Here is a 25,465-nt window from a genome sequence, read left to right as displayed (position 1 = left end):
TCATGTGTATGGCTGCCTGAAAAAATCAAATAATATAATAAGGAAATGGCTCGGAAAGGTGTGACCGTTCTAATTGACATGCCCCTATAGGGGGTGTATCTTAAAATAAGTTTTAAGCTAGATAAACTGGGTAAAGACTGATATTCTATAAAGTGATGGCTTTATTAGGAAAACAAAACGATTTGAGGTTTCAAAGCTGAAGGATTGTGTGCCGCCTTTCATGTTTGACCTCGAATTTCAATACATAATAGACGCATACGCTTTTCTTAATTGGAGGGGATTTTTTGGTTACTGTTCAAGATACGGAGCTTAAAAAAGGGATCGAGCAGGCAATAGCAAAAGCGAGAGAATTATCGATGCCAATCTTAGTGAGCGAAGTTCAAAAAGTAGATCATATAGAGCCTCTGGCGTTTTTCTCTGCAGGTCAAAAAAAATATCTTGGCGAACGTTTCTATTGGAAAGACCCTTCAGATGATATTTTTATTTCTGGTTTAGGAATATGCAAACTCATTCACTGTGATCAGAATTCTGATCGTTTTTTTCATGTTGAAAAAGAGTGGAAAAAAGTTATTGAAAACGGAATTATTTACAATGATTTTCATGAAGCTGGTACAGGCCCGCTCATGTTCGGAGGCTTTTCTTTTGATCCTATAAAAAAGAAAACGCAGCTATGGTCCAAGTTTTCAGATGCCCTTTTTCATATGCCAAAATACTTATTAACTAAGGTAAACGGTCAATATTACTTAACAACAAATGTACTGTGTACACAGCATGATGATCTTTCAATCGCTGAAAGAGTATTTCTTGAACGGCAGCAAATCTTATCATCGGTTCATCAACCGAAGAAAGTAAAAGATGCTGCGATTACTAAAAAAGAAGAAGTTAACCCTGAAAATTGGAAAGAGACGGTCAGAAAGCTTGTAAGTCACTTAAAGAATGGTGAACTAAAAAAAGCTGTACTTGCTCGTGAACTTCGCTTGTATTTTAATGACGATGTGCCGATTGAGGGGGTACTCAAGCGTCTGTTAACAGAACAGCGTGAGAGTTATACCTTTGCATTTGAGTCAAACGGGGATTGTTTTATTGGTGCTTCTCCTGAAAGACTGGTTAAGAAGGAAGGAAAAAAGCTTTACTCTACTTGTCTTGCAGGTTCTATTGCCAGAGGGAAGACGGAGGAAGAAGATGAGCAGTTAGGTCAGACACTTTTAGGTGATGATAAAAACTTAATGGAACATCAGTTTGTCGTGGAAATGATAAAAGATGCAATGGAACAAGTTTGTGAGCAGGTTGAGCTTCCTGATCATCCGGTTCTAATGAAAATGCGTGACATTCAGCACCTGTTTACACCGGTTGTAGGTATCTCCAAAAGCCAAAGCTCCCTATTTCAGCTAGTGGATCGATTGCATCCGACACCAGCTCTAGGAGGATTTCCAAAGCAAGATGCAGTGGAAATGATCAGAGAAATTGAAGAGCTTGATAGAGGGCTGTATGGAGCACCTGTTGGTTGGATTGACAATAATGGTAACGGTGAATTTGCTGTAGCCATTCGGTCTGCTTTAATTCAAGGAAATGAAGCTTCTCTTTTTGCAGGTTGTGGAATCATCAGTGATTCTGACGCGGAGAGCGAATACAGTGAAACGAAAGTAAAGTTTAAGCCGATGCTTTCAGCTCTTGGGGGTATGGAAAAATGAGTCATCAAGAATCATTAACGTCTTATCTTGCAGCATTTGTTGCAGAGCTAGTTCAATCCGGTATAAGGGATGTAGTGGTAAGTCCCGGGTCTAGATCGACTCCAATGGCAATGGTTATAGCACAACATCCAGAGATACGTCTTCACATCCATGTGGATGAGCGTTCGGCGGCTTTTTTTGCATTGGGGATTGCAAAAGCATCTGGTAAGCCCGCAGCTATTCTATGTACATCCGGAACAGCAGCTGCGAACTACTATCCTGCTATCGTAGAGGCCTATTATTCAAGAGTGCCTCTTGTGGTATTAACGGCCGACAGACCTCATGAATTGAGAGATGTAGGAGCTCCGCAGGCGATCGATCAAATTCATTTATATGGAAAGCATGTAAAGTGGTTTATCGAAATGGCTCCTCCGGAAAATTCGGAGGAGATGTTACGTTATGTCCGCAGTGTCTGTGCAAGGGCAGCGGCAACAGCTCTTACGTCACCTGCAGGTCCTGTACATTTAAACTTTCCATTTCGGGAACCGCTTGTACCCGATCTCAAAAAGAAAAATCTGTTTCATCATGAAGAACGTCAGGAAGGTTATGTAACGATCCAGCAAAGTGAATACACTCTGCAAAATCATCAGCTTGAAAGGCTGAAAAATGATTTAAACCAATACCAAAAGATCATCATTGTTTGTGGTTCGATTGATGATGAAAAATTTCCAGAAGCTGTTACGAGTTTTGCAGAAAAACTGCAAGCGCCAATTGTTGCCGATCCTCTATCACAATTGAGGAGTGGAGAACATCGGTTAGAAAATATAATCGATACTTATGACACTTTTTTACGGAATGATGATGCCAAAAAGGCACTAAAACCTGATCTTATCATCCGTTTTGGAGCAATGCCGGTATCTAAGGCCTTAACGATTTACATGAAAGAGAATAAACATGCTGAGCAATGGGTGGTTGACAGCGGAGGTGGATGGAGAGATCCTTCACTATTGACAACATCCATGATTTATTGCAATGAAGCCTTATTTTGCAGTGCTTTAACAGCTGTTATTGAGGATGAAAAATCATCAGACTTCCTCTCTAAATGGAAGGAATTGAATTCCTTTACAAGAGAACATCTGATGAAAATAAAAGAAAGTTCAAGCTTGAGCGAAGGTAAGATTTTTTATGAACTGGTTGAACTGCTTCCAGAAGGTGCAACCCTTTTTGTTGGAAACAGCATGCCGATCCGTGATTTAGATACTTTCTTCTATAATAATCCTAAATCTATTCGGATTATGGCAAATCGTGGTGCCAATGGTATCGATGGAACGATTTCCACGGCATTAGGTGCAGCTGTCGTTCATCAGCCGTTGTATCTAGTTCTGGGGGATTTAACCTTTTTCCATGATTTGAATGGTTTGATTATGTCCAAGCTGTACGAACTGAATATTAATATTATTGTCATTAATAATAACGGCGGAGGGATTTTCTCGTTTCTTCCTCAAGCTAATTATCCTGACCACTTTGAAAAGTTATTTGGAACGCCGCTAGATTTGCAGTTTGAGCATGCGATCCGTATGTATAATGGTCAATACGATCTGATTAAAGATTGGACACATTTTTCTTCCTCTCTTGAGGGATGCTCAAGCTTCCAAGGGTTAAATGTTCTCGAGGTAACAACAAACCGTGATGAAAACTTAAAAGAACATCGAACTTTGTGGGATTTTGTTTCCCAGGAAATAAGTCAGCTAGTAAATGGGGAATGGCGATGAGGCATGTTATTGATGGGGTTCGTTACAATGTGGAAAAGGCTGGTGATGGATTTCCCGTTATTTTATTGCATGGCTTTACGGGAGATTCAACCACCTGGGACCCCTTTTTTGAAAAATGGGGACAACATTCAAGACTGTATGCAGTTGATATTATTGGACACGGTAAAACTGATTCACCAGAAGATGCAGGCCGTTATCGAATGCTTTCTGTGTGTGATGATTTATTTTTATTGTTGGAAAAGCTAGGCATACCGAAAGCGGATATTATTGGCTATTCGATGGGCGGAAGATTGGCCCTTTCTTTTGCTCTTAAATATCCAACAAAGGTTAGAAAAATCGTACTTGAAAGTACCTCTCCTGGCTTAAGATCGGAAGAAGAACGAAAAGCACGCGTGGAACAAGATTGTAAGCTTAGTTCTTTTATAAGAGAAGAAGGAATAGAAGCCTTTGTAGAATACTGGGGAAACATTCCTTTGTTTCAAACTCAAGAAAAGCTGCCCCCAACAATTCAAGCTCAACTGAAAGAACAGAGATTGAGAAATTCTTCAATAGGGCTTTCGCTTAGTCTTGAAGGAATGGGAACAGGGGCACAGCCCTCCTGGTGGGATAATCTTTCGGAACTACATCATGAGGTCCTATTGATCACAGGATCAAGTGATCAGAAGTTTTGCAATATCGCAGCAGAAATGGCGAAAGAGCTTAAAAATGTCAGCTGGGAAAACATTGATGGCTGCGGGCATGCAATACATGTGGAAGATAGTGAAAAATTTGGTACAATAGTAAGTAGGTTTTTGTCGAGTACATAAGATGACACAAAATGATAAAGTTCGATTAAAAACCAACATATTAAAAGGAGGCTATAATCATGACAATAGAATGGATTCCTGGCAAAAAGTATGAAGAAATTATGTATGAAACATACAATGGCATTGCCAAAATAACAATCAATCGTCCTCAAGTACATAATGCATTTACACCTAGAACGGTAATGGAATTAATTGACGCATTTGCGTATGCACGTGATGATTCGAATGTAGGCGTTATCATTTTAACGGGTGCTGGAGATAAAGCGTTCTGTTCTGGTGGAGACCAGTCTGTACGCGGACATGGGGGCTATGTCGGAGATGATCAAATTCCCCGCTTAAATGTGTTAGATTTACAACGTTTGATTCGTGTTATTCCTAAACCAGTCATCGCAATGGTAAAAGGTTATGCAATTGGAGGCGGCCATGTTCTTCATGTTGTATGTGATTTAACCATTGCTGCAGAAAATGCTGTATTTGGTCAAACAGGTCCTAAAGTGGGAAGCTTTGATGCTGGGTACGGTTCAGGTTATTTAGCAAGAATTGTTGGTCATAAGAAAGCAAGAGAAATTTGGTATCTTTGCAGACAATACAACGCGCAGGAAGCTCTTGATATGGGCTTGGTTAATACAGTTGTTCCTCTTGAACAGGTCGAGGAAGAAACGGTTAAATGGTGTGAAGAAATTCTCGAAAAAAGTCCAACTGCGATTCGCTTCTTGAAAGCAGCAATGAACGCTGATACAGACGGTCTTGCAGGAATTCAACAGTTTGCTGGAGATGCTACCCTTCTTTACTATACAACAGATGAAGCGAAAGAAGGTCGCGATTCCTTTAAAGAAAAGCGTAAGCCTGACTTTGGACAATTTCCTCGTTTCCCTTGATTTCTGTCCAAATTCCAACGGAACAGCTTGGTGGCATCGATCCATCAAGCTGTTTTTTATCATTTTGAAAGGGGGATTCTGATGTTACAAGAACAGATTCCAAATCCATTGCTTAAAAGAGCATTTCTAACACCAGATCGTCCTGCGATTCGCTTTAAAGACAGGGAATTTACCTTTAAAGAGCTTTATGACCTTGCCTTTGACCGGGCTGGCCGTTTGACCGAAAGCGGGGTAAGACAGGATCAATTTATTGGTGTTTTGTTGAAAAATCACATCGATACGGTGGTAATCTTATTGGCCCTGCAATTACTTGGCGTAAAAGCAGTTATTTTAAATAATCGTCTAACATCTGAGGAACTATCTTGGCAGCTGAATGACTCCGGGGCATCTTACTTAATCACAGAAGAACGACTTGAAGAAAAGGTAAAGGAGATTTCTGCTGTTACTTGTTTGACCAAGGAGGATCTGAACCAGACTGCTTTTAAAAGTCCTGAAATCATGAAAGAGGTACATCTCAGTGATGTTTGTTCGATTATGTACACTTCGGGTACAACGGGGCATCCAAAGGGGGTATTGCAGACCTTCGGTAATCATTGGTGGAGTGCGACTGGTTCGGCCTTAAATATAGGAATAAGGGAAGATGATTGCTGGTTATGTTCTGTTCCTTTGTTCCATATCAGCGGATATTCTATTTTAATGAGAAGCTTAATTTATGGAATGAAAATGGTGCTCCATGAGTCCTTTAATGAACAGCAAACTCTTCAAGATATAAAATCGGAAAGAGTGACAATAATGTCCGTTGTGACCACAACATTGACTAGATTAGTGGAGGAGCTCCATGAGGAAGCTCTCCCTTCATATTTTCGATGTATGTTGTTAGGAGGCGGACCTGCTCCATTGCCGCTATTAGAAAAATGTGTCGATCGATCTATTCCGGTGTTTCAGTCCTATGGAATGACGGAAACGGCTTCGCAAATTGTTACGCTTTCACCTGAGTATAGTATTTCCAAACTTGGTTCAGCAGGGAAACCGTTATTTCCCTCGCAATTAAAAATCATCGATGAGGAAGGCAATGTGCTGGAAGCCTTTCAATCTGGTGAGATTAGTGTTAAGGGGCCGAATGTGACAATCGGCTATTTAAATCGAGAAGAAGAAACAAAAAGAAAAATGAAAGATGGATGGTTTCAGACGGGGGATATTGGTTATTTAGATGATGAAGGTTTTTTGTATGTGCAAGACCGCCGTTCTGATTTGATCATTTCTGGTGGAGAAAATATTTACCCGGCCGAAATTGAAGGTGTTTTAATGTCCCATCCTCACGTAATTGATGCAGGCGTCATCGGTAAAAATAATGATGCTTGGGGGCAGGTGCCTGTTGCTTTTATTGTTAAAGAAGGCAGTTTAAGTGAGCTGGAGATAATAGATCTTTGTTATCAGAAGCTGGCAAAATATAAAGTGCCTAAGGAAATTTATTTTGTGGACGAACTCCCTCGCAACGCTTCGAAAAAGCTCTTGAGAAGAGTCTTAAGGGAATACCTTGAAAACGAATAAGAACTCCCTTCCGATGAGGAAGGGAGTTCTTGTCATGTACAATTTAATATAAAGCTGTTTTGATTGCGTTTAAGTTATCTTCCATAATGGTAAAGTAATTACGATTCTCGCTAATATCTTTGTCGGTCAGCACAGATAAATTATGGAGGACTAAAGATTCAGCATTCATTTCTTTTTGAACTGTTTCTGTTAATCTAGAGCTGACATTTTGTTCGAAGAAAATATATTTCAAGTCATGCTCCTTAGCAGTTGAAATAATGTTCTCTAATTGTTTTTGGGTAGGTTCACTTGATGAAGACAAACCGGAAACACTAATTTGTTCAAGTCCATAGCGTTCTTCCCAATATCCATAGGCGGCATGTGAGACGATGATTTGCTTTTTATTCGCTTCCTTGATGGTAGTCTCAAACTGTTCATGAAGACGATCCAGCTGGTCAGATAGGGCAGCGTAGTTCTCCTCCAGCTGTTGTTCATGATCCGGCAATTGTTTAATTAATTCATTCTTTATTCCTTCTGCTAATTCCTTTGCATATACCGGGTCAATCCAGACATGAGGGTCAACATCGTGATTATGTCCGTGATCATCATGCCCATCAGCATCCTCTTCGTGGGGATCTAAGTGAATTCCTTCTCCTGCTGGAAATAGAATAACGTCTTCATCTTTTAATGTTTTTTCAGCATTGTTTACAAATCCTTCTAATCCTAAGCCGACGTAAATAAATAAATCTGAATCTGCTAGCTGCATCATGTCCTTTTGGGATGGTTCAAACGTATGTTCATCAGATCCTGGTGGATAAATCGTGGAGACATCCACCAAATCTTTTCCGATTTCTTCTGTGAAAAATTGTAATGGATAAACGGTTGTATAAATCTTTAATAGGCCTTGATTTGAATTCTCCGGTTCCTGTTCCGTTTCCGTTTCCGAACCGCAGCCAGCTAAGAATAAACCAATTACCAACACTGACGTTACAAGCGATAATAATTTTTTCATGTCAGACTCCTCTTTATTTTCCATATATATTTATAAATCTAGTAATACGATCTATTTAGTATATTCGTATAATACGTAATGATTCCGATTTACTTTAGTATCTTATAACATTTATGGTGGGAAGGCAAGTAAAAGGTTGTTCTTTTCCCTAGTTTTTATGTATTCTATAAGAAGCAATAAAATTTAGGAGGGTGATGTAAGATGAGAATGTTGGATCAAATATTGAAACATAATTCAGAATTTGTAGAAGAGAAAAAATATGAAGCGTTTACCACGTCAAAATATCCAAATAAAAAGATGGTCATCCTGTCTTGTATGGATACACGATTAATCGAATTACTTCCAAAAGCATTAAATATTGGAAACGGAGATGCCAAACTCGTTAAGAATGCGGGTGCCTTAGTCGTTCATCCATTTGGAAGTATTATGAGAAGTATCCTTGTTGCTGTCTATCAATTGCAGGCACAAGAAGTATTGGTAATTGGTCATCATGATTGTGGAATGTCTGGTATGAAAGCAGATGTGATGATTGAAAGTATGAAAGAAAGAGGAATAAATGAAGAAGTTCTTGAAATGTTGAACTATTCTGGCGTTGACGTTAACGGCTGGCTGGAAGGCTTCAGCAGTGTGAGCGAGAGCGTTTCCCATAGTGTTGAGATGATTAAGAAACATCCTTTATTACCTAATGATGTTGCTGTTCATGGTCTTGTGATCGATCCAGCAACAGGCAAACTAGACCTAGTTGTAAATGGTTATGATCAATAGTTTAGGAAAGTATCCTATTTCTTAGGAGGCTTTTCTGGTACATAATCAAATCCGCCCGGATGCAGCGGATGACATTTTAATAATCTTTTAAGTGTCAGCCATCCGCCTTTAACAGGACCAAATCTGCTGATTGCTTCGAATCCGTAGTGGGAACAGGTTGGGTAAAACCTGCAGGTTGGTGGTTTTAACGGTGAGATGACAACTTGATAAAAGCGAATTAACCCAAGCATAATTTTTTTTAACATCCTAAATTCGTCTCTCTTTCCAATCACTTTTTCTTAAAAAAGATAACATAATATGTTATTTTAGTCTATGACTATCATTTTAGCTATTTTTTAATGGATGGCTTTAGAACAAACAAAGGAGTGTTTCAATATGCCTTCAGTAGAAAGCTTTGAACTAGATCATAATGCGGTGAAAGCTCCGTATGTCAGACATTGTGGTGTTCATAAAGTAGGAACAGACGGTGTCGTAAATAAATTTGATATCCGTTTTTGCCAGCCCAATAAGCAGGCGATGAAACCAGATTCTATCCACACATTAGAACATTTGCTGGCTTTTAATATTCGTGAGCATGCTGAGAAATATGACCATTTTGATATCATTGACATTTCACCAATGGGATGTCAAACGGGCTATTACCTAGTCGTAAGCGGCGAGCCTGCAGTTGAGGAAATCATTGATCTTCTTGAAGATACGATGAAGAGTGCAGTTGAAATTGTTGATATTCCTGCAGCTAATGAAAAGCAATGTGGACAGGCAAAGCTTCATGATTTAGAGGGTGCAAAGAAATTAATGCGTTTTTGGCTGCAACAAACAAAAGAAGATTTAAAACAAGTATTTGCATAAGAAATAATAAAAACCGGGGCTTCCCCGGTTTTTTAAAGAATTGGTGATAATAATCTTGAAATAGATTCTTTAAAGCGAATTTTTGAAGATCTTTGTAAATACTTCTCCAAGGTCAGCTCCCAAGAGTATTCCATATCCTTTTGAAAACTTGATGTCAATTGGTGAGAAATTTCCTCATTGTAAATAAAAGCATTTACCTCAAAGTTTAATCTAAAGCTCCTTACGTCGATATTAGCTGTGCCAACAGAAGAAATTTCGTTGTCTACCACAATTGTCTTTGCATGGATAAAGCCGTTATCGTAAACATAAACTTTCGCACCTGCTTTAAGAAGTTCTCCAACGTAGGAATAGGTTGCCCAATATACGAACATATGATCTGGTTTGTTTGGGATCATGAGCTTTACATCAAGACCCGATAAAGCAGCGATCCGGATTGCATCTAACAAACTAGCGTCAGGAATGAAATAAGGAGTTTGGATAAGAATGGTTTTCTTCGCTGAGGAAATCATTTTGATGTAGCCATTTTTGATTTGCTCCCACTCAGAATCTGGGCCAGAAGTTACGATTTGCATGCCTACATTCCCGCGTGAGTTGTGTTCAGGAAATAAATTCGGTGAATAATTGATATCATGCCGATAAGATGCTTGATTCCAATCCAAAATAAACCGTGTTTGAATCGCGTATATGGCGCTTCCCTTTATACGCAGATGTGTATCTCGCCAATATCCGAACCTGGGATTTAAGCCTAAGTATTCATCACCAATATTGAAACCTCCCACATAGCCCACTTTTCCATCGATAATCGCAAGTTTGCGGTGGTTACGGTAATTTATACGTAAATTGATGAGTGGTAGTTTTGAAGGGAAAAACACTTCCACTTCACCGCCAGCTTCTCGAAGTTCTTTAAAAAATCTTTTAGAAATTCCTCTTGAACCAAGGTCGTCGTATAGTAACCGAACTTTCACGCCTTCTCTTGATTTTTCGGTAAGCAGATTTAATAATTCATTTCCAATTTGATCTCTCTTATAGATGTAGTATTGCAAATGAATGTAATCTTTTGCATTTTTAATGTCTTCAAAAAGAGTCTGAAATTTATCTTTCCCGTCAGTAAAGATTTGAATTTCATTATCTTGTGTTAAGACGGCGTCATTATGATCGAGGTTCATATAAATTAAATCATGATACTTTTGTTCAATTTTACTTCGGTAAAGGAATTTCCCTGTTGAGATAGAAAGCAGCTGGTTGGAGATTAATTGAGCGATGCCAACCTTCTTTTGATCCTCCCACTGAAAAAGTCGACTCCTTGTTAGATTTTGTCCTAAAAGCAAATACATAAGGAAACCTAGACCGGGGATAAAAAAGAGTACAAGCAGCCAAGCCCACGTTGCCCCAGGGTCCCTTCTTTCCATAAAGATAACGATTATGGCGAAAATCATATTAAGTAGAAAGATAAGACCAATAAGAATAGAAGTGATACTAAAACCAATACTCATAATGATTTCCTCACAGAAAAGTTAATTTTTATTACGCACATCCTCTGATTTTTCATTTTCAGCTTGATTAATATGAGGATTCTCCTCGAGTGGATCGACAGAATGCTTAAAAGAGTAAGCTTTACTTGTCGTCAGAACAGCCAGAAGCATTACGACAAAGATAATAATGATTGAGATGATTAATACGGTTGTCATAGTGTACCCCTTTCTTTATTTTTCAGTTCAGTTTGTCTGTTAATTGAAATACATACGTCAAGGCTATTCTATCATGAATTTATAAAAATTTAACAAAACTTATTTCAACAGCCGTGTTTTATCCGAAAATTATGGGGCATTCTAATATCGGGAGGTTGATAACATGTCTATGGAATTAGGACAAGCCGTTAACAAACAAGTGGCAAACTGGACGGTCCTTTATGTAAAGCTTCATAATTATCATTGGTATATAAAAGGCCGTCATTTCTTTACTCTCCATGAAAAATTTGAAGAACTTTATAACGAGGCAAATCAATATATTGATGAACTCGCTGAAAGAATTTTGGCACTGGAAGGAAAGCCTGTTGCTACAATGAAGGATGTTTTGCAGCTTGCCTCCGTTAAAGAAGCATCCGGGAGTGAAACAGAAGAAGAAATGGTTCGAAACATCGCCAGCGACTTTGAGATGCTGGTCAATGAGCTGCAGGAAGGCATAGAGCTTGCAGGACAAGCCGATGATGAAGGAACAGCTGATATGCTGATTGGAATTAAACAAAGTCTTAAAAAACATATTTGGATGTTAAAAGCATTCCTAGGATAAAGGGGAACTTCCTTTAGTGGGGGGCCTTTACCGCCATAGGATGAAAAGTAGCTGGCTATTATAAGCCAGCTACTTTTCATGAATCTCTATGTATCATTAATGCAAATGGCGGAGACGTGCATTTCTTTGTCCGTATTCCTCTTGAGCAAACTTTACTTTTAAAGCCTCGATTAAGTAGAGGCCAACTAAATCATATAGTTCTTGTTGTTCTAAATCTTTAATAATGCTGATTAAGTCGTCATAAGACATTTCCTCTAAAAAAGCGAAAGCGAGCATATCGATATCTTCTTCATCACCTGTTAATTTGTCACGGTAAAATTCATAAATTTCATCCACGAGCTTCATAGCACATACCCCCATTTTTTCATTAAATTTATGCAGCTTCCCGTTTTGTATTCCTAGTCTATGCGAATATGGAACAAAAAACACTTTTCGTGTTCATTAATATATTTTGATTAAAATGTTCAGCAATGACGAAAGCTATTGGAAAAGGGGTGACTAAAAAGTGACTCAAGAAGAAAAAAAGACGTATTATATCACGGTAGGATCTGGTGAAATCACACAGAGCCGTACCGATTCAGCGTGGAATTTTAAGATAGAAGCAACAGATGATGAAATCATTGCTTTAAGGGAATATTTCGACCAAAATTATTCAACAGAATGGCAAAACTTCTTCAGGGCTCATGTTCCTTATGTTCAATACCACTATGATCGTGAAAACGATGCGTACGATGAAACAATGAAAAAAATTTATGGAATGATTTACGAACTCGGAGATGAAGAAGCTAGAAAACATATTGAAAGCATGGGAATATTGGGGAGTGAACTTCAATGAAAAAATGCCGTTCTCGAAAGAGGAGAACGGCATTTTTTATATCTAGACTAGGTTTATAAATGTTGGTATGCAAAGCGGTTAGTTTCATCCTATTGATTGGAATTATGTATAATAGAAATACCATCATTCATACTTGGAGAGTTAAATATGTATAAATTTTATGATAAAAATGGCTTTAATGTTAGTTTGGCATTTGCTCAAGATGCTTTTTCTGCCAGAGCAAAGCATGTACTTGTCTTCTGCCGTTATAAAAATAGGTGGCTCTTAACAAAGCATAAAATACGGGGGTTAGAATTTCCTGGCGGGAAAGTGGAGGCAGGCGAAACGTTAGAAGAGGCTGCAAAAAGAGAAGTACTAGAGGAAACGGGAGGAATTATTAGCAATCTGATTCATATTGGCGAGTACGAAGTCCGCAAAGATGAAGAATTCTTTGTGAAGAGCATTTTTTATGGGGAAGTTGAGAAGATGAAAGAGAGCGAACATTTTTTCGAAACCGATGGACCTGTCCTTGTTGATGACAACATCCTTGAAAATCGATCTGGAAGCGAGTTCAGCTTTATTATGCAAGATATGGTTATTGAGCACAGTCTTAAGCGAATTCAAGACATAAAAAGAGGAACCAGTTATTTGGACTAAACTAGGTTCCTCATTCAGCTTATGTTGATCCATTCTTTATTAAAATTTTTTCAAGCAGCGCCACTAACTGATACATAATGGTGGCAAAAATAGCAATAACGACTAAGGATAATAAGACAAGTGTAAAGTTAAATACTTGGAAGCCGTAAATAATCATGTAGCCCAATCCTCTTGTTGAGACGAGGAATTCTCCAACAATTACACCAACCCAAGAAAGCCCCACATTTACCTTAAGGGTGGAAATAATCGTTGGGAAGGAAGCAGGTAATATGGCTTCTTTAAAAAGCTGATAACGTGTAGCCCCGAATGTCTTTAGTACTTTAAGATAGTTCGGGTCAACATTCTTGAATGAAGTATAGACTGTAATGGTGGTGATAATGACCGAAACAAGAATCCCCATCATGATAATCGAGGTCATATTTGGTCCAAGGGCCACAATCAGAATGGGTCCTAATGCTACTTTAGGCATTGAATTTAAGATGACTAGGTAAGGATCAAGGATATTCGAGAGTCTCGGTGACCACCAGAGTATTGCTGCTAAGAGTGTTCCGAGCAGTGTACCTAAAAGAAATCCAAAAACGGTTTCGGTTACGGTGTAGCCTAGATCCACGAAAAGAGACCCATCCAGCACTTTATCTTTAAGCAGCCCGCCAACTTTTGATGGTGAACTGAAAATTAAGGGATCGATCCATTTGTTTTGACTTGCGACTTCCCAGCCGGCGAAGAAAACAATAAAGATTAGTATTTGATAGAAACGTACCCATATTTTTTCTCTTCTTAAAGAGGTAATATATTGTTGATGAAGGAGTTCTATTTCATTATTTTGCTTCAATGTTTTCCAACTCCTTCCAAATGCTTTGGAATAGTTCAGGATAGGCTTCGTGATTTCTAGCTTGGAAGGGAGCTAAATTTTTTAACTGTTCTGGTACCTCAAATGTTTTGTGCAGCCTGCCTGGTCTCGGAGAAAATAGAAAAATGCGGTCACTCATAGCAATGGCCTCGCCAATATCATGGGTTACAAGGATAGCTGTCTTTCCAAAGGTCTTAAGCGTATCGGAGACGAGGTCCTCTAGTTTTAATTTTGTTTGGAAATCTAGAGCTGAGAAAGGCTCATCAAGCATCAACAGCTTCGGTTCAGTTGCAAGGGTCCGTACGAGAGCAACACGCTGCCTCATTCCGCCGGAAAGCTGAGAAGGGTATTGAGTTTCAAAACCACCAAGTCCCATTTGTTCTAAGAGATTAAAAGCGTACTGTTCTTTTTCCTCTGTTAATGAATTAGAAATTTTTAAGCCGAGTAAAATATTCTCTTTAATCGACTTCCATGGAAACAGATAATCCTGTTGAAGCATATAGCCAATTTGATTATTAAGCTTATGAACAGGTTGATTTTCTAATGATACGGTTCCTTCAGTAGGCCTGATTAACCCTGCAATAATCGAAAGTAGTGTTGTTTTGCCGCATCCACTTGGGCCAAGGAAGGAAACAAATTCCCCTTCCCGGACCTCTAGTGAAATATCGGAGAGGGCCGTTGTTGCAGAGTTTTTTGTGAAATAAGTGTGGTGAATTCCATCGATCTTTAAGAAAACCATTATGCGGCCTCCTCTTCTGGTTTTTGCATTCTATTCCCGTTTAGGGGGAAGTACTAAACTGATTAAACAGCCTATTTCATTACTTTTTCTGCAAAGTCTGTATTGACGAGTGAACCGTGATCAACACGTGCTGGTAGTTCACCGGCTTCATCCATAATATCTTGCAAATTATTCCATTCCTCTTCATCTAAGATAGGATCTGTTGCATAGGAGCCTTGGCTCTTGTAGCGGTCAACAACCATCTCGATAATCTCAAGGTCTGTATCTGCGAACTGTGGTTGAATGGCTGCCGCAATGTCCTTCGCGCTATTTTCTTCAACCCACTGTTGAGCTTTATAAATAGCTCGTGTGAAGGCTTCGATGGTTTCACTGTTATCTTCCATAAAACTTTCTTTCGCCATAAAAGCGGTATATGGAACACGGCCAGATTCTTCACCGAATGATGCGATGATATGGCCTCTGCCTTCTTGCTCCATCACGGTTGCATGCGGTTCAAATAGCTGAACATAATCTCCTGTGCCCGATGCGAATGAGCTAGTAATATTGGCAAAATCAATATTTTGAATGAGATCTAGGTCTGCATGAGGATCAATTCCATGTTTCTTTAAAACAAATTCGCCCACCATTTGAGGCATACCGCCTTTGCGCTGTCCTAGAAATGTCGTCCCTTTTAACTGGTCCCAAGTAAAGTTTTCGACCTTTTCTCGAGAAACTAAAAATGTTCCATCTGTCTGTGTAAGCTGTGCAAAGTTTAATACAGGGTCACTGGAGCCTTGTGTTGATACATATATAGATGTTTCAGGTCCGACTAAGCCGATGTCTGCACCATCAGAAAGAAGTGCGGTCATCACTTTATCGCCGCCTGGGGTTAAGGTTAATTCAACATTTAATCCTTCTTCTTCAAAAAATCCTTTCTCCAAGGCTACATAGAGAGGTGCGTAAAATATCGAGTGAGTTACCTCTGATAATCTAACCGTTTGAACTTTTTCATTATTGCAGGCGGCAAGAGTTATACTAAGAATAGCCGCTAGAAATAATGTAACGCTGATTTTTAACCATTTTTTCATGGCTTGTTACCTCCTCAGTAATCGTGACGTTGTACGATTCCAATAATACATACGCTTAACACATCGTATGAAAAAGTTAAAAAATGTGTGAATGCCTAGAAAAATGAAATTGAAATCCCAGTTTAGTTTTGATTACAAAGTTAGAGTAGGTGATAAGATGAATGGAATGGCTGATGGCCAAATGATCGAAAAGCAGAGATTTCCTTCAGCAAATCCCAATATTGAACTATCGATCGTGACCTATTGGTCTGATGGTCTAAAAGTAAAAGGATTGCTTGCTGAACCAAAGCAAGAGGGGATACATGATGGCTTTCTTTATTTAAGAGGCGGGATTAAGAATGTGGGGAAGGTGCGCCCGGGGAGAATTATTCAATTTGCCTCTGAGGGCTTTATTGTTTTTGCCCCATTTTATCGGGGAAATCAAGGCGGGGAAGGAAATGAAGATTTTGCGGGTGACGACCGCAAGGATGCTTTTTCTGCTTTTCAATTGTTAAAAAATCATCAAGAAGTGAAAAATATTCATGTATTTGGATTTTCAAGGGGCGGTGTCATGGCTCTTTTAACAGCGATAGAGTTTCAGGAAACTTCATCGATCGTGACGTGGGGTGGTGTGAGCGATATGTTTTTAACATATGTGGAACGGAAAGACTTGCGCAGAATGATGAAGAGGGTGATTGGCGGAACACCGACTAAATTTCCGGAACGTTACCGTTATCGCACCCCTTTATTTCATATTGATAGATTGCAAGCGCCGTTACTTATCATTCATGGTGTTAATGATCACAATGTCTCTGTTGAGCACGCTCATCGTTTGGAAAAGAGGTTGGAATCACTGAATAAAAAGGTCGAAAGTTGGTATTTTGATGATTTTACCCACTACTTTCCTCCAGCTATCAACCGCAAAGTCGTTTCAGATTTAACAAAATGGATGAAAAGTCAAAATGATGAACCGTAAAAATTGTGTGCTTTTCTCATGGCGGTAACCTGCGATAAAATGGTGATAATGAAATGACAAAGGAGAGAAAAAGATGGGAATGCCTTTGGAATTAAATACGATGATTGTTACGAAGGGAAGAGAAGAACGAAAAGAGGAAAATCTGTTTACCTTGACTAAAGAAGGCTATCGATTGTATCCGCTTGATATTCCAATTGAAGTCAAAAGAACGATCGATGGTGAACTATCCGGAAACGCCCTTATCAAAAAAGTACAATGGGAAAACAACACAACCCAAATCACATACCAACTCATCTCCCTGCACACAAGCAACTAAAACAAGGTACCTGGTACCGTTTGTGGACAGTTGTTTGTATGGGGTGGACATAAGCTGGCATAATAAAGAAAGATCGGCCGAATTGGCCGATCTTTTTGATGCGTGTATATAGTTTAGGCAATTGGTCCGCCTTTTTCACGGATGTCAGCTGCAACGTCTGAGAATTTTTTGAAGTTCTCTTTAAATTTAGCTGATAATTCCTTCGCTTTCTTTTCGTAAGCGCTTCTGTCAGCCCAAGTTTTATTTGGTTGAAGAACTTCATCAGGTACACCTGGTACATGTAACGGAATATTTAAACCGAAAATATCGTCCTTCACTGTTTCTACATGGTTTAGTTCTCCTTCAAGAGCAGCATGAACCATTGCTCTTGTATATTGGAGCTTCATCCGGCTGCCTACGCCGTATTCTCCGCCAGTCCAACCGGTGTTCACTAGGTAGACTTGAGCATTGTGTTCATCAATTTTATCTCCAAGCATTTCTGCATATCGAGTGGCAGGCAGCGGTAAGAATGGTGATCCAAAGCAAGTTGAAAACGTTGCTTCTGGAGACGTAACACCACGCTCTGTACCAGCAAGTTTTGAAGTGTAACCACTCAAGAAATGATACATGGCTTGTTCCTTCGTTAATTTAGAAATTGGAGGAAGGACTCCAAAGGCATCAGCTGTTAAGAATACAATGGTATTTGGATGACCGGCAACACTAGGATCAACGATATTATCAATTGCCTGGATCGGGTAAGCTGCGCGTGTATTTTCTGTCAATGTACCATCATCATAATCGGCGATACGTGTTTCTTTATTAAGAACTACGTTTTCTAAAACAGAGCCGAATCGAATCGCGTTAAAGATTTGCGGTTCCTTTTCTTCTGATAGATTAATACATTTAGCGTAGCAGCCGCCTTCGATATTGAATACACCATTAGGAGACCATCCGTGTTCATCATCTCCAATTAAGCGGCGGTGTGCGTCTGCAGAAAGAGTTGTTTTTCCTGTACCAGATAGGCCGAAGAATAATGCTACATCGCCCTCTTGACCAACATTTGCCGAACAATGCATGGATAGGATGCCTGATTCAGGAAGGAGATAGTTCATAATTGAGAAAATAGATTTCTTTATTTCACCAGCATATTCAGTACCGCCAATTAGTACTGTGCGACGTTCAAAAGAAATAATAATAAATGTTTCGGATTTTGTTCCGTCTAGTTCAGGATTAGCTTTGAAGTCCGGAGCTGAAATTACAGTAAATTGTGATTCATGATTTAAAAGTTCCTCTTCAGTTGGACGGATGAATAATTGATGAGCAAAAAGATTATGCCATGCATATTCATTGATTACTTGGATAGGAAGCTGATGTTTCTTATCTGCTCCAGCGTATCCTTTGAAAACGAATACTTCATCTTTTTGCTTTAAGTAGTTAATTACTTTATTATAAAGTTTATCGAAAACTTCTTCAGAAATTGGCTGGTTAACGGATCCCCACTCAATTTTTTCTTTAGAAGCGCTTTCTTCTACTATATACTTATCTTTAGGTGAACGTCCTGTATAGGTTCCAGTCGTTGCGCAGACTGCACCTGTTGATGTTAACACCCCTTCATTGCGCTTTAAAACCTTCTCAACTAACTGTGGTACAGATAGTTGAATGGACACATTTTTCTGTTGTAGTAAACTGTTTAATTCATTAGATAGGCTAACTGAATTCATCTGATGAAACCCTTCCTTCACCGAAATTTTTAAGTTAAAAATAGTATAACACATTCATTCTATTAGTCTATACTATTTGAGAAAATTCACAGAAAATTTTCTTTTGTTAACGCTATTTTAAATATTGGACTTGTATGAGTATATGATTGATCCTAATTTGTTCACATCAATGTAATATATTATCTATATTCAAAGAACTACATTTTGGGATTGAAGATTAAAGAATTATTCTCCTTTATCGACTATATTTCACTTTTAAATATAGATTGTTGATTTTCGATGAAAATTGTTGACACTGTTCGACACGTTCGATATGATTTACATTTGAACGGATACTCTCTTATCCCGAGTTGGTGGAGGGACAGGCCCGATGAAACCCAGCAACCTGCTTTTTGGAGATGTTCACGATAGGTTTTTAGTCTGCAGCAATGATGACTATTTACCTTGAAGCTTCTCGTAAGCTTTAAAGAACAGACGACGAAAGAAAAGGTGCTAGCCTGAAGCGAGGATTTAGTCCTTGAACGATAAGAGTGAAAGGCTTTGATCAAGTTTGCGCAAACCTTTCCTCGCAGGTAGGAAGGTTTTTTTAATTTTGTTAACACGATCAACCTTTTTTTGACAAAAAGTATAAAAAGAGAGTTTTAATATCATAAAAACTCCCTGTTTATTTCATACTACATAGGGAATGAGTACCGTATCAATTCGAGGGGTGAAATCCTCGCCTATTAGATAAATGAGGAGGAAATCAGATGTCAAGAAATGTACGCTTGTTTACTTCTGAGTCAGTTACTGAAGGTCATCCTGATAAAATTTGTGACCAAATTTCTGACGCAATTCTTGATGCAATTTTAGAGAAAGATGCTAATGCACGTGTGGCTGCAGAAACTTCTGTAACGACTGGTCTTGTATTAGTAGCTGGAGAAATCACAACTTCTACATATGTAGATATTCCAAAAATCGTTCGCGAAACAGTTAAAGAAATCGGCTATACTCGTGCTAAGTATGGTTTTGATTCTGAGACATGTGCAGTGCTTACTTCAATCGATGAGCAGTCACCAGATATTGCGATGGGTGTCGACCAGGCATTAGAAGCACGTGAAGGGCAAATGACAGATGAAGAGATTGAAGCAATCGGCGCGGGAGATCAAGGTTTGATGTTCGGATTTGCTTGTAATGAAACAAAAGAGCTTATGCCGCTGCCGATCTCATTGGCACATAAGCTTTCACGCCGTCTGACAGAGGTTCGTAAAGAAGAAATTCTTCCTTACCTGCGTCCTGATGGAAAAACTCAAGTAACAGTTGAATATGACGAAAATGATAAGCCAGTTCGAATTGATACGATCGTAATCTCAACTCAGCATCACCCAGAAATTACGTTAGAGCAAATTCAGCGCAACGTAAAAGAACATGTAATTAATCCGGTTGTTCCAAAAGAACTAATCGATGAAAACACAAAATATTTCATTAATCCAACAGGCCGTTTCGTTATTGGCGGACCTCAAGGAGATGCTGGTCTGACAGGCCGTAAAATTATCGTTGATACGTATGGAGGCTATGCGCGTCACGGCGGTGGTGCGTTCTCTGGTAAGGATCCGACAAAAGTTGACCGTTCAGCTGCATACGCTGCGCGTTATGTTGCGAAGAATATTGTTGCTGCCGGCCTGGCAGAAAAGGTAGAAGTTCAGCTGGCATATGCAATTGGAGTAGCGCAGCCTGTTTCCATCTCAATTGATACATTTGGTACGGGACAAGTAAATGAGGAAACATTGATTGAGGTTGTCCGCAGTAACTTTGATCTTCGTCCTGCAGGAATCATCAAGATGTTAGACCTTCGCCGCCCTATTTACAAAAGGACAGCTGCGTACGGACATTTTGGACGTACTGACATTGACCTTCCTTGGGAACGTACAGACAAAGCAGACGTACTTCGCGAGCAAGCTTTAAAATAATGATATGAAGAAAGAGAAGTTATAGGTTTCGTGTAACTTCTCTTTTTTTTCCTCGTCTAATCATTTGTGGGTGTTTTTTGAGCATTAATATCGATTGAAAAGATTTCAAATCGATGTAAAATGAATTTATCGTCTTTTTTTAAATAGATTACTGTGGACGAACATATATTGTTACAAAAGATAAAACAGAAGTAGGAGAGACTAATATGTGCGGGTTTATTGGGTGTATATATGAAAACAAACAAAGTTTTCAAGAAGAGGAAATGCTCAAAAAAATGACCGATCTCATCACACACCGCGGGCCAGATGATGACGGTTATTTTTTCGATGAGAATGTCTTTTTAGGGTTTCGTCGTTTGAGTATTATTGACGTTGAAGCGGGACATCAGCCTCTATCATATGAAGATGATCGCTATTGGATTATTTTTAATGGCGAAATATACAATTATATTGAACTGTATGATGAGCTTGTGAAGGAAGGGGCTTCCTTTCGTACCAAGTCAGATACAGAGGTAATTATTGCGCTTTACAGCAGAATGAAAGAAAAAGCAGTTGAAAAGCTGCGAGGGATGTTTGCTTTCGTTATTTGGGATAAGGAAGAGAAAGTGCTGTTTGGGGCTAGAGATATGTTTGGGATCAAGCCATTTTTCTACTATCATGATGACGATAAAATGTATTTTGGTTCTGAAAAGAAAAGTATTTTATTAGCAATGGAAGATCAGATTGTAAATGAAAAGGCGCTTCAGCACTATTTAACGTATCAATACGTCCCTGAACCGTATACGATGACGGAAGGGATTCAAAAACTGGAACCTGGACATTACTTTATTAAAAAGCTAGGGGCACCGCTTGAAATCAAGCGTTATTGGAAAGCGGCATTTAACCCAGTTTATCATTCTGAAGATCATTTCCTGAATGAAATTAGAGAAAGTCTAATTGAATCTGTTCATATCCATATGAGAAGTGATGTACCCGTTGGTTCATTTCTGTCGGGCGGTATTGATTCAACGATTATTGCGTCAATTGCAAAACAAGCTCATCCGGCTATTAAAACCTTCTCTGTTGGTTTTGACCAAAATGGCTTTAGTGAAATCGATGTTGTTAAAGAAACAGCAGAGAAGCTTGGTGTAGAAAACCATAGTTACCTCATCAGTCCTGAAGAATATATGCAGGAAATTCCAAAAATCATTTGGCATTTGGATGACCCACTGGCAGATCCAGCGTGTGTGCCGTTGTATTTCGTTGCTAGAGAAGCTAGTAAAGAAGTTACTGTTGTGCTCTCAGGAGAAGGCGCAGATGAGTTATTTGGAGGCTATAATATTTATCGCGAACCCCAGTCACTTGCCGTCTTTAATAAAATCCCTAACAGCATTAAAACCGTCTTACGGTACCTTGCAAAGATCATACCAGATGGAGTGAAAGGGAAAAGCTTCATCGAGCGCGGCGTAACTCCATTAGAAGAAAGATATATTGGCAATGCCAAAATTTTCTCCGAGCGGGAAAAGCAGGGTCTTCTTCAGCGCTATCAAAATGGAATGACTTATCAAGACATCACGAAACATTTGTATAAGGAAAGCAAAGGCTATGATCCTGTAGACATGATGCAATATATTGATATTCATACATGGATGCGCGGTGATATTTTATTAAAAGCAGATCGAATGACCATGGCTCATTCACTTGAACTTCGTGTTCCGTTTCTAGATAAAGTGGTGTTTGAAGCGGCCTCAAAGGTGCCTTCGAGCTTAAAAACTTCCCATGGTACGACGAAGTATATTCTTCGCAAAGCGGCAGAAGGAATTGTCCCGGACCATGTATTAAATCGGAAGAAGCTTGGGTTTCCAGTGCCGATCCGCCATTGGTTAAAAGATGAGATGAACGAATGGGCAAAAAAAATAATCCGTGAAAGTAACACGGATCATTTAATAAATAAATCGTACATTCTTAACCTGCTAGAAGAGCACTGTCAAGGTAAGGCAGATCACAGCCGAAAAATTTGGACAGTTCTTATGTTTATGGTCTGGCATCAAGTTTATGTAGAAAAGGTTTATTCATTTGACTTTGTAAACCAACATAAGAAGCTAGACTTTGAAAACGCAGTGAATGTTCTTCAAACTTCATAATATAGATAAGACGCCCATATTATTAGAGTATGGGTGTTTTATTTTTACATAATCCAGCAAGTGCTTGGGATACTATAAAATACTGTCTTTCCCTTTATGAAAATTACTTTTGAAGAGATTTATAATATTGCCCTTTTTCGGCATACTCTCGGACGATTCTTTCCATATCCTTTATATCTTCTTCATTCAGCTCTCTAATTACCTTAGCAGGTCTTCCAAAAGCTAATGTGTTTGGCGGGATCTTCTTCCCTTGAGGAACGAGACTTCCTGCGCCGATGAAAGCTCCTTCACCGATTTCGGCATTGTCCAGAACAATGGAGCCCATGCCAATTAAAGCTTTTTTTCGAATCACACAGCTATGTAAAATAACCTGGTGTCCTATCGTGACTTCATCTTCTAATATTAACGGGTTGTTAGGACTTTGGTGCAGAACACTATTGTCCTGTACGTTTACTCTATTTCCAATAATCGTTGGGGCCACATCACCACGAATAACTGAATTAAATAGGATGGTGGACTCGTCACCGATTTCTACATCTCCAGTAATGGTGACATAGTCAGCAATATAAGCTGAGGAAGATATTTTTGGATACTTATCGTGATAAGGATAAATCATTATGCAAACTCTCCTTTTTCGTCTTATAATTAGATTTTAACGGAAGGTATAAGAGGATTGTCAATATATTTCTACTATTTGAAAAAATGCAGGCGTTTTCTTAGGAAAAATAGATGCTGGTAATTCATGAAATTATCGCTAAAATAATACTATGATTGGTAACTTTGTGTAGGAGGAAGGAAAATGTGGAAATGGGAAACGGATGGTGAAGCGAAGGGTGTCATTGTGATGGTTCATGGTGCAATGGAGCATCATCGTCGTTATGGCTGGCTAATCGAAATGTGGCGATCATCCGGCTTCCATGTGATTATGGGGGATCTTCCGGGGCAAGGTCTGACATCAAGGTCTAGAAGAGGACATATTGATTCTTTTGATGAATATATCATCGAAGTCAAGGACTGGGTACAAACGGCCTATCAATTTGATTTGCCTGTATTCTTGCTTGGTCACAGTATGGGCGGGCTGATAACGATTAGATTGCTCCAGGAACAACGCTTAAATTTAGCTGGAGTCATTCTCTCGTCACCATGCTTAGGGTTAATCCACAGTCCTTCCAAACTTGTTGAATTGATTTCGTATGGTTTGAATATTTTCATGCCAAGCTTACGAATAAATTCGGGACTGACAGTCGAAATGGCTACACGGAATTTAGATGTGAGGGAAGCAGATTCCAATGATTCATTATATGTGACAAAGGTATCTGTAAGATGGTACCGTGAATTATCACAGGCGATCAAGCTTGCGTTCACCAATATAGACAAAATTCAAGATGTTCCAATGCTGGCCATGCAGGGCGGAGACGACAAGATTGTTAACAAAGTCAATGTCAAAGATTGGTTTAATCATGTACCGCTCTCAGAGAAAAGATTTAAAGAGTGGCCGAAGTGTTATCATGAGATTTTTAATGAACCAGAAAGAGAAGAAATTTTCGAATATGCAAAGGACTTTGTTCAAAGTCAGTTAAAAGCAATTGGTTATATTGTGTAAAAGAGGTGCAGGTAAATGGCAATTCCGACTATGCCCATTAGCCTAATGACAGAGGTCTACCGAAAAATTTTTCCAGCTGTCCATAGGGAATTATCGTACTGGAAAAAGCGTGCGCAGCAGATTCCTGATTCAGAATTGCGGAAACAAGCGCTTGCGAGTATCGAGAATAAAACCTTTCATTGCGAAGGCGGGGCCATCTTGGCCTTGATGGCTGGTAAAAAAGTCAATGAAAGTATTAAATTTATTGTTGCCTATCAAACGATAAGCGATTATTTGGATAATCTCTGTGATCGCAGCACCTCCTTGGACCCAGTAGATTTTTCAAGACTGCATGTGTCCATGGAAGCTGCATTATCCGTTAATAAAGCTCATGAAGATTATTATCAATTTCGCAAAGAAAAGGATGATGGCGGCTATTTGCAAGAGCTTGCAGATACTTGTAAAAATGTCCTCAAGGAAATGGAGCACTATGAGAAAATAAAGGATTATTTGCTGGAGCTGTGTCGTTACTACTGCGATTTGCAAATACATAAGCATGTCAAGGTGGAGGAACGGGTACCGCGTCTGAAAAACTGGTTTGATCAATATAAAAGCAAGATTCCACAGATGGAATGGTATGAATTCTCCGCTTGCTCAGGTTCCACTTTGGGCATTTTCTGCCTTGTATCTTATGCTATGAATAAAGAATTTAACGAAGAGCATGCCGTTAGGATCCGTAATGGGTATTTTCCGTATGTTCAAGGTCTTCATATCTTGTTAGACTATTTTATTGATCAAGAAGAGGATCGTCTGGGTGGAGACTTAAATTTTTGTTTTTATTATGAAGATGAAAAAAGTTTATTCCAGCGTCTCAAGCATTTTGTTCAGGAAGCAGATCGGCATATCGAAGGGCTTCCGGATAAAAGGTTTCATCGCTTAATTAACAGAGGTCTTCTTGGTTTGTATCTTTCCGATGAAAAAGTTCGTAAACAGAGGTCTGTCAAAGCATTAGCGAAAGAGATGATCAAAAGCAGCGGCATGATCAGTTTGTTTTTCTATATCAATGGCAGATTATATCGCAGTTTTCAAAAATGGGTGCCGCGTGAGGGTGCTTAAACAAAAAAGGCTATCCACTTATTGGA

Annotated in this window: 26 protein-coding genes and 1 riboswitch; of the genes, 16 read left to right on the top strand and 10 right to left on the bottom strand. The window is 39.1% G+C overall.

Annotated elements, in window-relative coordinates; translation table 11 throughout:
- The first annotated feature begins 284 nt into the window (after positions 1 to 284).
- The 5 genes from CZ487_RS21530 (at position 285) to CZ487_RS21510 (ending at position 6,677) form a co-directional block, all read left to right on the top strand.
- The gene (locus CZ487_RS21530; protein ID WP_077214331.1) at positions 285 to 1,691 is read left to right on the top strand and encodes an isochorismate synthase; all 1,407 of its coding nucleotides are present in this window, start codon (positions 285 to 287) and stop codon (positions 1,689 to 1,691) included.
- Positions 1,688 to 3,442: a 2-succinyl-5-enolpyruvyl-6-hydroxy-3-cyclohexene-1-carboxylic-acid synthase gene (menD, locus tag CZ487_RS21525; protein ID WP_077214330.1), complete on the top strand. Its 1,755-nt coding sequence runs from the start codon at positions 1,688 to 1,690 to the stop codon at positions 3,440 to 3,442. The genes CZ487_RS21530 and menD overlap by 4 nt, the downstream gene beginning before the upstream one ends.
- On the top strand, positions 3,439 to 4,248 hold the full coding sequence (gene menH / locus CZ487_RS21520; protein WP_077214329.1) for a 2-succinyl-6-hydroxy-2,4-cyclohexadiene-1-carboxylate synthase: 810 nt from the start codon (positions 3,439 to 3,441) through the stop codon (positions 4,246 to 4,248). The genes menD and menH overlap by 4 nt, the downstream gene beginning before the upstream one ends.
- Before the next feature lie 59 nt (positions 4,249 to 4,307).
- Positions 4,308 to 5,126, top strand: coding sequence for a 1,4-dihydroxy-2-naphthoyl-CoA synthase (gene menB, locus CZ487_RS21515; protein ID WP_077214328.1), 819 nt, complete (start codon positions 4,308 to 4,310; stop codon positions 5,124 to 5,126).
- An 81-nt stretch (positions 5,127 to 5,207) separates the two neighbouring features.
- Positions 5,208 to 6,677 (top strand): o-succinylbenzoate--CoA ligase, encoded by a 1,470-nt coding sequence (locus tag CZ487_RS21510; RefSeq protein WP_077214327.1) that lies wholly within the window; start codon positions 5,208 to 5,210, stop codon positions 6,675 to 6,677.
- A gap of 43 nt (positions 6,678 to 6,720) precedes the next feature.
- Here the strand turns inward: CZ487_RS21510 and CZ487_RS21505 are convergent, their stop codons facing one another.
- Entirely contained in the window at positions 6,721 to 7,668 is a 948-nt protein-coding gene (locus CZ487_RS21505) for a metal ABC transporter solute-binding protein, Zn/Mn family (RefSeq protein WP_077214326.1), read from the bottom strand.
- A 201-nt stretch (positions 7,669 to 7,869) separates the two neighbouring features.
- Between CZ487_RS21505 and CZ487_RS21500 the strand changes: the two genes are divergently transcribed.
- Positions 7,870 to 8,433: a beta-class carbonic anhydrase gene (locus tag CZ487_RS21500; protein ID WP_077214325.1), complete on the top strand. Its 564-nt coding sequence runs from the start codon at positions 7,870 to 7,872 to the stop codon at positions 8,431 to 8,433.
- Between the two features lie 14 nt (positions 8,434 to 8,447).
- Here the strand turns inward: CZ487_RS21500 and yidD are convergent, their stop codons facing one another.
- Positions 8,448 to 8,678, bottom strand: a complete 231-nt coding sequence (gene yidD / locus CZ487_RS21495) for a membrane protein insertion efficiency factor YidD (protein ID WP_077214324.1) — start codon at positions 8,676 to 8,678, stop codon at positions 8,448 to 8,450.
- A 130-nt stretch (positions 8,679 to 8,808) separates the two neighbouring features.
- Here yidD and CZ487_RS21490 point away from each other — a divergent pair, with 130 nt between their 5' ends.
- Positions 8,809 to 9,282: an S-ribosylhomocysteine lyase gene (locus CZ487_RS21490; protein WP_077214323.1), complete on the top strand. Its 474-nt coding sequence runs from the start codon at positions 8,809 to 8,811 to the stop codon at positions 9,280 to 9,282.
- Positions 9,283 to 9,314: 32 nt separating this feature from the next.
- Here the strand turns inward: CZ487_RS21490 and cls are convergent, their stop codons facing one another.
- Positions 9,315 to 10,775, bottom strand: a complete 1,461-nt coding sequence (gene cls / locus CZ487_RS21485) for a cardiolipin synthase (protein WP_077214322.1) — start codon at positions 10,773 to 10,775, stop codon at positions 9,315 to 9,317.
- Positions 10,776 to 10,796: 21 nt separating this feature from the next.
- The gene (ytzI, locus tag CZ487_RS21480; protein WP_077214321.1) at positions 10,797 to 10,970 is read right to left on the bottom strand and encodes a YtzI protein; all 174 of its coding nucleotides are present in this window, start codon (positions 10,968 to 10,970) and stop codon (positions 10,797 to 10,799) included.
- Positions 10,971 to 11,133: 163 nt separating this feature from the next.
- Here ytzI and CZ487_RS21475 point away from each other — a divergent pair, with 163 nt between their 5' ends.
- Positions 11,134 to 11,571, top strand: coding sequence for a Dps family protein (locus tag CZ487_RS21475; protein ID WP_077214320.1), 438 nt, complete (start codon positions 11,134 to 11,136; stop codon positions 11,569 to 11,571).
- A 96-nt stretch (positions 11,572 to 11,667) separates the two neighbouring features.
- On the opposite strand, the gene CZ487_RS21470 is transcribed toward CZ487_RS21475, so the two are convergent.
- Complete coding sequence (locus CZ487_RS21470; protein ID WP_077214319.1) at positions 11,668 to 11,916, bottom strand: DUF6154 family protein; 249 nt, start codon at positions 11,914 to 11,916, stop codon at positions 11,668 to 11,670.
- Positions 11,917 to 12,076: 160 nt separating this feature from the next.
- Here CZ487_RS21470 and CZ487_RS21465 point away from each other — a divergent pair, with 160 nt between their 5' ends.
- Both CZ487_RS21465 and ytkD read left to right on the top strand, forming a co-directional pair.
- Positions 12,077 to 12,406, top strand: coding sequence for a hydrolase (locus CZ487_RS21465; RefSeq protein WP_077214318.1), 330 nt, complete (start codon positions 12,077 to 12,079; stop codon positions 12,404 to 12,406).
- Between the two features lie 147 nt (positions 12,407 to 12,553).
- The gene (gene ytkD / locus CZ487_RS21460) at positions 12,554 to 13,042 is read left to right on the top strand and encodes an RNA deprotection pyrophosphohydrolase (RefSeq protein ID WP_077214317.1); all 489 of its coding nucleotides are present in this window, start codon (positions 12,554 to 12,556) and stop codon (positions 13,040 to 13,042) included.
- 19 nt (positions 13,043 to 13,061) lie between these two features.
- On the opposite strand, the gene CZ487_RS21455 is transcribed toward ytkD, so the two are convergent.
- The 3 genes from CZ487_RS21455 to CZ487_RS21445 all read right to left on the bottom strand — a co-directional run bounded on the left by CZ487_RS21455 (position 13,062) and on the right by CZ487_RS21445 (position 15,698).
- Positions 13,062 to 13,874 (bottom strand): ABC transporter permease, encoded by an 813-nt coding sequence (locus CZ487_RS21455; RefSeq protein ID WP_077214316.1) that lies wholly within the window; start codon positions 13,872 to 13,874, stop codon positions 13,062 to 13,064.
- Positions 13,861 to 14,631 carry an ABC transporter ATP-binding protein gene (locus CZ487_RS21450; RefSeq protein ID WP_077214315.1) on the bottom strand — a complete coding sequence of 257 codons (771 nt, stop codon included), beginning with the start codon at positions 14,629 to 14,631 and terminating at the stop codon, positions 13,861 to 13,863. Before CZ487_RS21450 ends, CZ487_RS21455 begins: the two co-directional genes overlap by 14 nt.
- Before the next feature lie 71 nt (positions 14,632 to 14,702).
- Complete coding sequence (locus tag CZ487_RS21445; protein ID WP_077214314.1) at positions 14,703 to 15,698, bottom strand: ABC transporter substrate-binding protein; 996 nt, start codon at positions 15,696 to 15,698, stop codon at positions 14,703 to 14,705.
- 166 nt (positions 15,699 to 15,864) lie between these two features.
- Between CZ487_RS21445 and CZ487_RS21440 the strand changes: the two genes are divergently transcribed.
- Together CZ487_RS21440 and CZ487_RS21435 are read left to right on the top strand one after the other, a co-directional pair.
- The gene (locus tag CZ487_RS21440) at positions 15,865 to 16,653 is read left to right on the top strand and encodes an alpha/beta hydrolase family protein (protein WP_077215417.1); all 789 of its coding nucleotides are present in this window, start codon (positions 15,865 to 15,867) and stop codon (positions 16,651 to 16,653) included.
- Between the two features lie 73 nt (positions 16,654 to 16,726).
- Complete coding sequence (locus tag CZ487_RS21435; protein WP_077214313.1) at positions 16,727 to 16,969, top strand: DUF2584 domain-containing protein; 243 nt, start codon at positions 16,727 to 16,729, stop codon at positions 16,967 to 16,969.
- A gap of 113 nt (positions 16,970 to 17,082) precedes the next feature.
- Here the strand turns inward: CZ487_RS21435 and pckA are convergent, their stop codons facing one another.
- Positions 17,083 to 18,669: a phosphoenolpyruvate carboxykinase (ATP) gene (gene pckA, locus CZ487_RS21430; RefSeq protein WP_077214312.1), complete on the bottom strand. Its 1,587-nt coding sequence runs from the start codon at positions 18,667 to 18,669 to the stop codon at positions 17,083 to 17,085.
- 337 nt (positions 18,670 to 19,006) lie between these two features.
- Positions 19,007 to 19,200, top strand: a riboswitch (SAM riboswitch).
- Positions 19,201 to 19,418: 218 nt separating this feature from the next.
- Here pckA and metK point away from each other — a divergent pair.
- A complete protein-coding gene (metK, locus tag CZ487_RS21425) occupies positions 19,419 to 20,618 on the top strand; it encodes a methionine adenosyltransferase (protein WP_077214311.1) in 1,200 nt (399 codons plus the stop codon).
- Positions 20,619 to 20,824: 206 nt separating this feature from the next.
- Complete coding sequence (asnB, locus tag CZ487_RS21420; protein ID WP_077214310.1) at positions 20,825 to 22,741, top strand: asparagine synthase (glutamine-hydrolyzing); 1,917 nt, start codon at positions 20,825 to 20,827, stop codon at positions 22,739 to 22,741.
- A gap of 103 nt (positions 22,742 to 22,844) precedes the next feature.
- Here the strand turns inward: asnB and CZ487_RS21415 are convergent, their stop codons facing one another.
- On the bottom strand, positions 22,845 to 23,357 hold the full coding sequence (locus tag CZ487_RS21415; protein WP_077214309.1) for a gamma carbonic anhydrase: 513 nt from the start codon (positions 23,355 to 23,357) through the stop codon (positions 22,845 to 22,847).
- Between the two features lie 183 nt (positions 23,358 to 23,540).
- On the opposite strand from CZ487_RS21415, the gene CZ487_RS21410 reads away from it, so the two are divergent.
- Entirely contained in the window at positions 23,541 to 24,344 is an 804-nt protein-coding gene (locus CZ487_RS21410; RefSeq protein WP_077214308.1) for an alpha/beta hydrolase, read from the top strand.
- 15 nt (positions 24,345 to 24,359) lie between these two features.
- Complete coding sequence (locus CZ487_RS21405; protein ID WP_077214307.1) at positions 24,360 to 25,439, top strand: tetraprenyl-beta-curcumene synthase family protein; 1,080 nt, start codon at positions 24,360 to 24,362, stop codon at positions 25,437 to 25,439.
- Positions 25,440 to 25,465: the final 26 nt, after the last annotated feature.

The sequence above is a fragment of the Robertmurraya dakarensis genome (genome assembly GCF_900156875.1).
Lineage (GTDB): Bacteria > Bacillota > Bacilli > Bacillales > Cytobacillaceae > Robertmurraya > Robertmurraya dakarensis.
Note: the sequence above shows the minus strand (reverse complement) of the source record. Positions and strands in the feature narration are given on the sequence as shown.

Excerpts from the sequence above, each read along its gene's own strand:
- menH (WP_077214329.1), top strand. The coding sequence starts at position 3,439 with ATGAGGCATGTTATTGATGGGGTTCGTTACAATGTGGAAAAGGCTGGT.
- cls (WP_077214322.1), bottom strand. The coding sequence starts at position 10,775 with ATGAGTATTGGTTTTAGTATCACTTCTATTCTTATTGGTCTTATCTTT.
- CZ487_RS21510 (WP_077214327.1), top strand. The coding sequence starts at position 5,208 with ATGTTACAAGAACAGATTCCAAATCCATTGCTTAAAAGAGCATTTCTA.
- CZ487_RS21450 (WP_077214315.1), bottom strand. The coding sequence starts at position 14,631 with ATGGTTTTCTTAAAGATCGATGGAATTCACCACACTTATTTCACAAAA.
- CZ487_RS21500 (WP_077214325.1), top strand. The coding sequence starts at position 7,870 with ATGAGAATGTTGGATCAAATATTGAAACATAATTCAGAATTTGTAGAA.
- metK (WP_077214311.1), top strand. The coding sequence starts at position 19,419 with ATGTCAAGAAATGTACGCTTGTTTACTTCTGAGTCAGTTACTGAAGGT.
- menD (WP_077214330.1), top strand. The coding sequence starts at position 1,688 with ATGAGTCATCAAGAATCATTAACGTCTTATCTTGCAGCATTTGTTGCA.
- CZ487_RS21490 (WP_077214323.1), top strand. The coding sequence starts at position 8,809 with ATGCCTTCAGTAGAAAGCTTTGAACTAGATCATAATGCGGTGAAAGCT.
- CZ487_RS21405 (WP_077214307.1), top strand. The coding sequence starts at position 24,360 with ATGGCAATTCCGACTATGCCCATTAGCCTAATGACAGAGGTCTACCGA.
- menB (WP_077214328.1), top strand. The coding sequence starts at position 4,308 with ATGACAATAGAATGGATTCCTGGCAAAAAGTATGAAGAAATTATGTAT.
- yidD (WP_077214324.1), bottom strand. The coding sequence starts at position 8,678 with ATGTTAAAAAAAATTATGCTTGGGTTAATTCGCTTTTATCAAGTTGTC.
- CZ487_RS21505 (WP_077214326.1), bottom strand. The coding sequence starts at position 7,668 with ATGAAAAAATTATTATCGCTTGTAACGTCAGTGTTGGTAATTGGTTTA.
- ytkD (WP_077214317.1), top strand. The coding sequence starts at position 12,554 with ATGTATAAATTTTATGATAAAAATGGCTTTAATGTTAGTTTGGCATTT.
- CZ487_RS21475 (WP_077214320.1), top strand. The coding sequence starts at position 11,134 with ATGTCTATGGAATTAGGACAAGCCGTTAACAAACAAGTGGCAAACTGG.
- pckA (WP_077214312.1), bottom strand. The coding sequence starts at position 18,669 with ATGAATTCAGTTAGCCTATCTAATGAATTAAACAGTTTACTACAACAG.
- CZ487_RS21440 (WP_077215417.1), top strand. The coding sequence starts at position 15,865 with ATGGCTGATGGCCAAATGATCGAAAAGCAGAGATTTCCTTCAGCAAAT.
- CZ487_RS21445 (WP_077214314.1), bottom strand. The coding sequence starts at position 15,698 with ATGAAAAAATGGTTAAAAATCAGCGTTACATTATTTCTAGCGGCTATT.
- CZ487_RS21410 (WP_077214308.1), top strand. The coding sequence starts at position 23,541 with ATGTGGAAATGGGAAACGGATGGTGAAGCGAAGGGTGTCATTGTGATG.
- CZ487_RS21435 (WP_077214313.1), top strand. The coding sequence starts at position 16,727 with ATGGGAATGCCTTTGGAATTAAATACGATGATTGTTACGAAGGGAAGA.
- CZ487_RS21415 (WP_077214309.1), bottom strand. The coding sequence starts at position 23,357 with ATGATTTATCCTTATCACGATAAGTATCCAAAAATATCTTCCTCAGCT.
- ytzI (WP_077214321.1), bottom strand. The coding sequence starts at position 10,970 with ATGACAACCGTATTAATCATCTCAATCATTATTATCTTTGTCGTAATG.
- CZ487_RS21470 (WP_077214319.1), bottom strand. The coding sequence starts at position 11,916 with ATGAAGCTCGTGGATGAAATTTATGAATTTTACCGTGACAAATTAACA.
- asnB (WP_077214310.1), top strand. The coding sequence starts at position 20,825 with ATGTGCGGGTTTATTGGGTGTATATATGAAAACAAACAAAGTTTTCAA.